The organism is Bartonella chomelii, assembly GCF_014138465.1.
Lineage (GTDB): Bacteria > Pseudomonadota > Alphaproteobacteria > Rhizobiales > Rhizobiaceae > Bartonella > Bartonella schoenbuchensis.
Genome location: NZ_JACJIR010000007.1, coordinates 24,177 through 32,042 on the forward strand (window position 1 = coordinate 24,177; position 7,866 = coordinate 32,042).

Here is a 7,866-nt window from a genome sequence, read left to right on the forward strand (position 1 = left end):
AAATTCACTCATTTTTGTTGAAAAATAAGAGTTTTTTTTACTTAAGTGCGAATCTATTTTTGTTGGCAAGAGCTTTAAAATCTTTTCGTCTAAAGTATATAGACCGTCCACAACGAATAGGAGGCTGTCCTTGTACAAGGATGATCTGTTCATCTTTTCGCATGGATTGTGTTATCTCATGAGGATAAATTAAAGGTCTTTGTTGGAAGTTTGTACTTTCGGTTCCTTTTGCTCCTGTTGTCCCTAAAGTTTTACTTTTGCCCTTAACCTCAATAGTCATTTTTCCACATGACTCAGAAATATTTTTAGCCGTCTTAATATCTTTAATTGCTGCATAACTAACGAAAGCACAACTTTCAAACCATGCCATAGCACCAGCATCGCCAAAATGTCTTTCAATTTGCCCGACCGATTGGTAAAATAGCATCAGTGATATGCCATATTTACGCCCACGATCACGAGCCTCTTCTAAGATGTTCATATATCCTAAAAGATCAATTTCATCTAAAACAAATAAAACTCTTTTAGCATAATGACCATTAGCAGCTTCCATTGCCTTAAGAAAGGAACCAACAAGAATGCGACCGACACCAGGATAAGATTTTAAAATTTTAGCAGGGATGTTTAAAAAAATATCAATATTGCCTTTTGTTATGTCTTCTGTTTTAAAATCATCTCCACTAATCATCTGAGCATAGTTAGACAGAGAAAGCCATTGTGTGTCTTTTGATGCTGTAGCATAAACACCGGAAAATGTCTGTTCTGCCATATTGGTAAAAACACCAAGGGTTTCACGAATAAACTGTGATGGTGAGGAAGATTGTAATTTACGTAATTTTTTGATAACAGATGGCTCAGGCTCAGATACGAGAACACGAAGAGTTTTTAGATTTTTTTCTTCTAATTTGTATTCATTGGAAAAAACAATATGAGCCAGCAGTCCCGTCAACAAATTGTGTGCATGTGATGTAAAGAACTGATCTGTTGATGTTGATTTATGATTTTCAGATAATAAAAGTCTAGCAATTTCAACTAAACCAGCTTCCCTTTCATATAAGGGGATGTTTTCATTTAATAACCAATCTAAAGGATTAAAAGCTTGAGTTGATTTTCCATGCGGATCAAGAACATACACGGTTCTGTTATTAAAACGTTCTCGTGCCTCTTTAACGATAGGCGCGATTTCTGTTGATGGATCAAAAACAACTAATGGCCCACTGTATTTAAGGCAAGTAGGGATAACATTACTTGTTGTTTTATAACCTCCTGAACCAGCAAAAAAGAGCATATGTGTTGAATCAAAATCAAGGTTATATGTTAGAAGTGGTTGACTCCCACCTTTCCCCCATGTTGTTTTATCCGTCGGGTTAAAAGCTATATCTTTTATAACATCTTCATCGACTCTGTATCGTTCACCAATAATTATTTCCCCATTACTTGGAAAAATATTTTCAAGACGTTTCATATCAATCCATTGAGCTCCCCCAAAAATCATTTTTTTCGAATTTTTTAAAGGAGAGGGAGGAGCTAATGATAATTTCATAGTGAAGCCAAGAATGACAATTCCAATGAAAGATCCAGCTAAAACCATCCTATCAAAGAAAGGCAAAACATTTTTCCACGTCATACCATTTTGTCCAACATAAGGACTCAATCTGATATATTCAGATGCATTGTAATAAGTGGCGAAAAGACAGAATACGATTAATGAAGAAATAGTGATATTTTTTCTAATATGTCTTTTTTGTAATAAGACGAATAAAGAACATGAAAGTGCAATAAGAATTAAAACATCAAGAGGTTTTGAACGTATAAACCAATAAGCATCTGGTGTTGTACCATTTTCTGTGATTTCGTTAATAGTTATGTTAACAAAAAAAGGTGTGATGATAGAAAAAACAATTGGGCATATTAAAAGTATGATTTGTTTACTGTTTAACTTATGTATCATTTGTTATCCGCATATCTGTAAAAGCATCTTTTCCTATTTTTTCAAAATCTTTATATTCTTTTGAATTTTTATCGAGTTTTGCTGCATGAATCAAACAACCTAAAATGAATGACTTATTTGCTTCTCTAAGGCCAGCTTTTACAATAAGCCCTCCTAATATAATTTTTTCACGTGCATCTTTGCGTCTTATTTCATCGCTCAAATATCTGATCCTTTTTTCAATACGTCTTAGTAGTTTTATAGATTTTCCAAGATTATTCAGATTTTTGTTTTTCGTTTTGAAATCTATTTTTAATTTCTTCAAAAATTTGTTTCCATTCTTCATTTGTTATATTTAATTCTGTTAACCCGGTTTCTACTGCTAATAAGGCAATTTTTTCCCCTTCATATTTTTTAGCTGCTTTAATCTTTTCAAGAAGTTTTTTTCTTTTTTCTTCTAAAATATTTTTTTCTTCTATAAGTTTATTTATTGATTTTCTCGCCATTTAATGATCTTTCTTTTTGCTAAAGTTTATAAATTTTTTAACAGAAAAATCCACTGATATCAATAATTGAAAGTGCGCATGAAATGCGCTCCTGAAAATGTCTTTCTTTGAAAGATTTTTTGAAGGCGCAATTATACGTTTATTTCATAAACGTTTTATGCTAAGGATATTTTTACAAAAAATATTATCCTTTAAAAGAATTCTACTTCATGGCAATAGCGCATTTATCAGCTAAAATTATTGGTTCCGGAAGATCAGCAGTTGCAGCTGCAGCGTATCGTCATAGAACGAGAATGTTTGATGAGCTAGAAGGATCAAGTACACACAAATACAATAAAGAAAAAGACCTTGTTTATTCAGAAATTAACTTTCCTAAGAATTCACCAAAATGGCTTACACAACCATTAAAATATCTCAATAAAAACGAAGAAAAAAGTGAATGGTTATGGAATTATGTTCAAAATAACGAGCGTGTGAATGGACAGTTAGCAAGAGAAATTGTTATCGCATTACCATCGGAATTATCTCAAAAACAAAATATTTCCCTTGTGCAAGAATTTATAAATAAAAACTTTACATCACGAGGTCTTATTTCTGATTGGGTTTATCACGACAGTGAAGGAAATCCACATATTCATATAATGCATACTTTGCGTCCTGTTGCAGAACATGGGCTTGGGTCAAAAAAAATAGCTGTTTTAAATGATGATGGAACAGTGAAAAAATCTTTTGTTACGATTCATGACAAGGAAGGAAATCCGATAAAAAGAGAAGAACGTGTAGTTTATGAAAATGTCATAGGTTATAAAGATGCAATTAAGGATTTGCGTAATTCATGGGGTGAAATTGCAACGAAACATTTAGCAATGTCTGGCTATGACATAAAAGTAGATATGCGGTCATATAAAGATAGGGGATTATCTATAGAGCCAACTATTCATTTAGGGCAATCTGCAAATGCGATGAAAAAAAAAGGCCTGCTTAGTACTGCATTGCAAGCTAATGAAAAAATAAAACAAAAATCTGTAGAGATAATTAAAAAAAATCCAGCTGAAGTATTAAAATTAATTTCATTTGAGAAATCGACATTCAGTCGTATTGACCTTGCTAAAATCATTAATCGATATGTTGATAATGTAAATGACTTTAATGATATTATGGTGTGCTTAGAACAAAGTGATAATCTTATTAAAATTAAAGATCATTCTCATCCTAATAAAGTTATTTACTCAACAAAGGAAATTATAAAAACTGAATATAATATGGAACGTGACGTCGTTTCTTTGTTTCAAACAAAGGGGCATGGCCTTAAAAGTAAGAAGGTTTTAGATGCAATAAAATTTGTTGAAAATAAAGATCGCAGCAATGCATTTAAGTTTTCAGAAGAACAAAAATTAGCAGTAGAGCATATTACAGATGATAAAGGTGTTGCAGCAATTGTTGGTTATGCTGGTGCTGGAAAATCGACTTTATTAGAAGCAGCAAATATTGCTTGGGTGAATAGTGGTCGACGTGTATTTGGTGCGGCTCTCGCGGGTAAAGCTGCTGAAAGTCTTGAAGAATCCTCAAAAATAAAAAGTAAAACTCTTGCCGCTTGGGAGTTGGCGTGGAACAATAAAAAAGATGAATTACGGGTTGGTGATGTTTTTGTCATTGATGAAGCTGGAATGGTTTCTTCAAAGCAGCTTTCTTATTTTGTTCAAAAGGTTAAAAAAACTGGCGCTAAAATAGTTCTTGTTGGCGATAATATGCAGTTACAACCAATTGAAGCTGGAGCCGCGTTTCGTGCTGTTGTTGATAATATTGGTTATGTTGAATTATCTGGCGTAAGAAGACAAAAAGAAGAGTGGGGACAAGAGGCATCACGGCAATTTGCACGTGGTCAAGTAAAAGAAGCTTTAGATAACTATAAAAACAGGGGATTCATTCACCAAACTAAAACACATGAACAAGCAATAAATACTATTGTTAAAGATTGGATGAATACACGAAAAAAGTTGGAAGCAAAATATGTAGAAAAAGGAAGATCTTTAAGGGGTGATGAACTTCTTGTTCTTGCTCATACAAATGTGGCTGTAAAAAAAATAAACGAAAAAATCCGAACAGCACTTAAAGATGCTCGTTTACTTAAATCAGAAGATATAACGAGCACAACAAACTTTGATACCATGAGGGGACAACGGGAATTTGTTGTTGGTGACCGAATTATTTTTCTTGAAAATGCTCAGTTCAAAGAAAGATATGCGCCGGAATTAGGAGAGCAAAAAGTTAAAAATGGTATGTTAGGCACTGTTTTGTCTACACAAAATAAAAAAGGAAAACCGCTTTTAAAAGTACTTCTTGACTCTGGCCGAGAGGTTATTTTCTCCAACCAAACTTATCAAAATGTTGATCATGGATATGCGGCCACCATTCATAAAAGTCAGGGGGTAACAGTTGATAATGTTTTCGTTTTAGCCTCGTCGTTTATGGATCAACATCTTGCATATGTTTCTATGTCTCGACACAGATATCAGTCGCATCTTTATGTAGCAGAGGAAGATTTTAAAAAGGTTAGATTATATGAACACAGACAGGTTAAAGGTACAATAATTGGTGAACTTGTAGAAACAGGGTATACCTCTTTTAATGAAAATGCAAAAACCAAAACACCTTATGCTGATATCGCAACTTCACGTGGAATTGAACGTATTTATGGTGTGAATCTGCCTTCTGCTATAGATGGTGCGGGTATTGAGTTTGGTGACAAAATATCTATTCGTCAAAACAAAGAGACTGTTGTTGTTAACAATAAGGAAATCAAAAAGAACATTTTTAATGTTGATTTAATAGAACGCGGTGACCCTTCTTTAGTTAGTGGTATCAATCAATCGGGTCGTGCAAATACATATGAAAAATTAGTGGCAGCTTTTTCTAGATCTGGCGTCAAAACAACAACTCTCGATTTTTCTGAATCTCCTGATTACAGAGATTATATTGCTAAATTTACGGCAAATAGAGGAATTGATGTTTCTCAAAGTTTTGGGGAACGAGTTTCCTCTTACATTGAGACAAATAAAGAATGGTTGCAAAAACAGAGAAAAAAGATTGAAAGGCTTTGGGATAGAGCGAAGGCAAGTTTTGCTAAACTTCAAAAAGAAAGTATCAAGATTAAGCAATCACAAAAAGATTTTAATATAGCAACACAAACAACACAACAAGCACCATATCTTTCTTCCTATACAGACACTTCTAATCTAGAAGAGAAAGCGCTAAACGCTCTTAGGAATGAAAAATCTTACGTTGATACTTTTAAAGAATTAAACGATCATTTGAAGACTATCTATAAGGATCCTCAAACAGCTGCACTTAAGATTGAAAAAACAATTCTAGCAGGCAAGGGGGATAAATTACCTGATATTTTAGCTAAAGCGCCTAATAAAGCTGGTGAACTGCGTGGATCAGACCGTTTAATAGACAAACTAAAATTAGCAGGAAAAGAACGAAAAGCTGCACTTTATAATGTTCCTCTTGTAGTTTCTACGATTAGAAGACTTCAATCATTTTATAAAAATTCCTATGAGAAGCATATGGACAGACTTACACGTGAACGTGAGCAATTAAAGGTTGAGGTGCCTTCTCTTTCTAAAGAAGCTGTCGCTTATATGAAAAATGTTGAAGTTGGCCGTAATAATTATTCCAAGATACCAGAGAACATTAATAAAGAATTTGTGCAGCTTGAAAGTGCTTTAAATAAGCGTTTTGGAGAAAATATGGTTTATAAGCGAGATTTTAACTTATCAAAAGAAATAGCCTCAAAACAGCCTTATGATAAAAAGCTTGTCAATGAACTTCAAACGGCAATAAAATTTCTGCAACAAAGACATATACAAGAGCAAAACAATCTTGCGATAACACGCACGCCTTCAAAGGGAATTACAAGGTAAAGAAAGTTAAAATTAAAGTATTAAAACGTTGTTGTTATAACCCTATTTTGCTATAATAATAGGTAATTGAAGGAGATGTAATATGTTGAGCGAGGAAGAAATCGAATACCGTCGCCGTGATGCTAGAAATGCGTTGGCTAGTCAACGTTTAGAGGGTTTGGAACCAGATCCACAAGTCGTTGCACAAATGGAGCGTGTTGTTGTTGGAGAGCTTGAAACAAGTGATGTAATCAAGGATTTGATGGAACGGATAAAACGTGAGGAAATATGAGGGTAGCAACGATCCTTATACTGATCCAGAAACTGGTGTTATGTATAACCTGCTTGGAATTAAAGACCAAGCCAGATTGGAGCGTGTAGAATCTGCTTTCGCTTATATAAGGTCTTTTGAGCTTGGGCGTACTTCTATTAGCGGTAAGTTCGATCTAGATCACATGAAAAAATCCACAAAAAGCTGTTTGGTGACGTCTATGAATGGGCGGGGAAAACTCGTTTAGTGGATATTGTCAAAGATAATAGTAAATTTGCTCATTATACTCAAATTGAAAGTTACGCACCGCAGATTACACAACAGCTTGCAAGAGAACAACATTTACGTGGTCTTGACGCTAATGAATTTAGCCAGAGGGCTGGATATTACATGGGCGAATTGAATGCGTTGCACCCGTTTCGAGAAGGTAATGGACGTACTTTACGTGAATTTATCTGGCAACTTGCTCGTGAAGCTGGTTATCATATCGACTGGGATCGTGTAGAGCGACAAGAAATGATGCGTGCGTCAATTGAATCATATTATGGCAACTCTGATTTAATGTCTGCACTAATCCGTAAGAACCTCACTGAATTTACTGCAAATAGAAGAGTTGATGCTTCTCAAGGTATTAGTGAACGAGTTCCTTCTTACATTGATACAGATAAAGAATGGCCACAAAAAGAAAAAGAAAAGATAATTTCACAAACAACACAACAAGCACCATATCTTTCTTCCTATACAGACACTTCTAATCTAGAAGAGAAAGCGCTAAACGCTCTTAGGAATGAAAAATCTTACGTTGATACTTTTAAAGAATTAAACGATCATTTGAAGACTATCTATAAGGATCCCCAAGCAGCTGCACTTAAGATTGAACAAACGATTTTAGCAGGCAAGGGGGATAAATTACCTGATATTTTAGCTAAAGCGCCTAATAAAGCTGGTGAACTGCGTGGATCAGACCGTTTAATAGACAAACTAAAATTAGCAGGAAAAGAACGAAAAGCTGCACTTTATAATGTTCCTCTTGTAGTTTCTACGATTAGAAGACTTCAATCATTTTATAAAATTCCTATGAGAAGCATATGGACAGACTTACACGTGAACGTGAGCAATTAAAGGTTGAGGTGCCTTCTCTTTCTAAAGAAGCTGTCGCTTATATGAAAAATGTTGAAGTTGGCCGTAATAATTATTCCAAGATACCAGAGAACATTAATAAAGAATTTGTGCAGCTTGAAAGTGCTTTAAATA

At 34.3% G+C, this 7,866-nt stretch carries 7 protein-coding genes; 4 read left to right on the forward strand and 3 right to left on the reverse strand.

All coding sequences use genetic code 11. The annotated features are described in order from the left end of the window. Positions 1-37: 37 nt before the first annotated feature. The 3 genes from traG to GGR10_RS06060 are packed head-to-tail and all read right to left on the reverse strand — an operon-like array spanning position 38 to position 2,436. Positions 38-1,951 carry a Ti-type conjugative transfer system protein TraG gene (gene traG, locus GGR10_RS06050; protein WP_182480345.1) on the reverse strand — a complete coding sequence of 638 codons (1,914 nt, stop codon included), beginning with the start codon at positions 1,949-1,951 and terminating at the stop codon, positions 38-40. Then, positions 1,941-2,255: a conjugal transfer protein TraD gene (locus GGR10_RS06055; RefSeq protein ID WP_246316883.1), complete on the reverse strand. Its 315-nt coding sequence runs from the start codon at positions 2,253-2,255 to the stop codon at positions 1,941-1,943. Before GGR10_RS06055 ends, traG begins: the two co-directional genes overlap by 11 nt. Then, positions 2,206-2,436, reverse strand: coding sequence for a TraC family protein (locus tag GGR10_RS06060; RefSeq protein WP_010703109.1), 231 nt, complete (start codon positions 2,434-2,436; stop codon positions 2,206-2,208). The genes GGR10_RS06055 and GGR10_RS06060 overlap by 50 nt, the downstream gene beginning before the upstream one ends. Before the next feature lie 209 nt (positions 2,437-2,645). Here GGR10_RS06060 and traA point away from each other — a divergent pair, with 209 nt between their 5' ends. The 4 genes from traA (at position 2,646) to GGR10_RS06075 (ending at position 7,734) form a co-directional block, all read left to right on the forward strand. Beyond that, positions 2,646-6,362 (forward strand): Ti-type conjugative transfer relaxase TraA, encoded by a 3,717-nt coding sequence (gene traA, locus GGR10_RS06065; RefSeq protein WP_182480346.1) that lies wholly within the window; start codon positions 2,646-2,648, stop codon positions 6,360-6,362. Between the two features lie 82 nt (positions 6,363-6,444). Further along, positions 6,445-6,633 (forward strand): antitoxin VbhA family protein, encoded by a 189-nt coding sequence (locus GGR10_RS06070; RefSeq protein WP_078690388.1) that lies wholly within the window; start codon positions 6,445-6,447, stop codon positions 6,631-6,633. Beyond that, positions 6,620-6,859: a hypothetical protein gene (locus GGR10_RS06905; protein ID WP_246316884.1), complete on the forward strand. Its 240-nt coding sequence runs from the start codon at positions 6,620-6,622 to the stop codon at positions 6,857-6,859. Before GGR10_RS06070 ends, GGR10_RS06905 begins: the two co-directional genes overlap by 14 nt. Then, a complete protein-coding gene (locus GGR10_RS06075) occupies positions 6,859-7,734 on the forward strand; it encodes a Fic/DOC family protein (RefSeq protein WP_339379950.1) in 876 nt (291 codons plus the stop codon). The genes GGR10_RS06905 and GGR10_RS06075 overlap by 1 nt, the downstream gene beginning before the upstream one ends. The last annotated feature ends 132 nt before the right edge of the window (positions 7,735-7,866 follow it).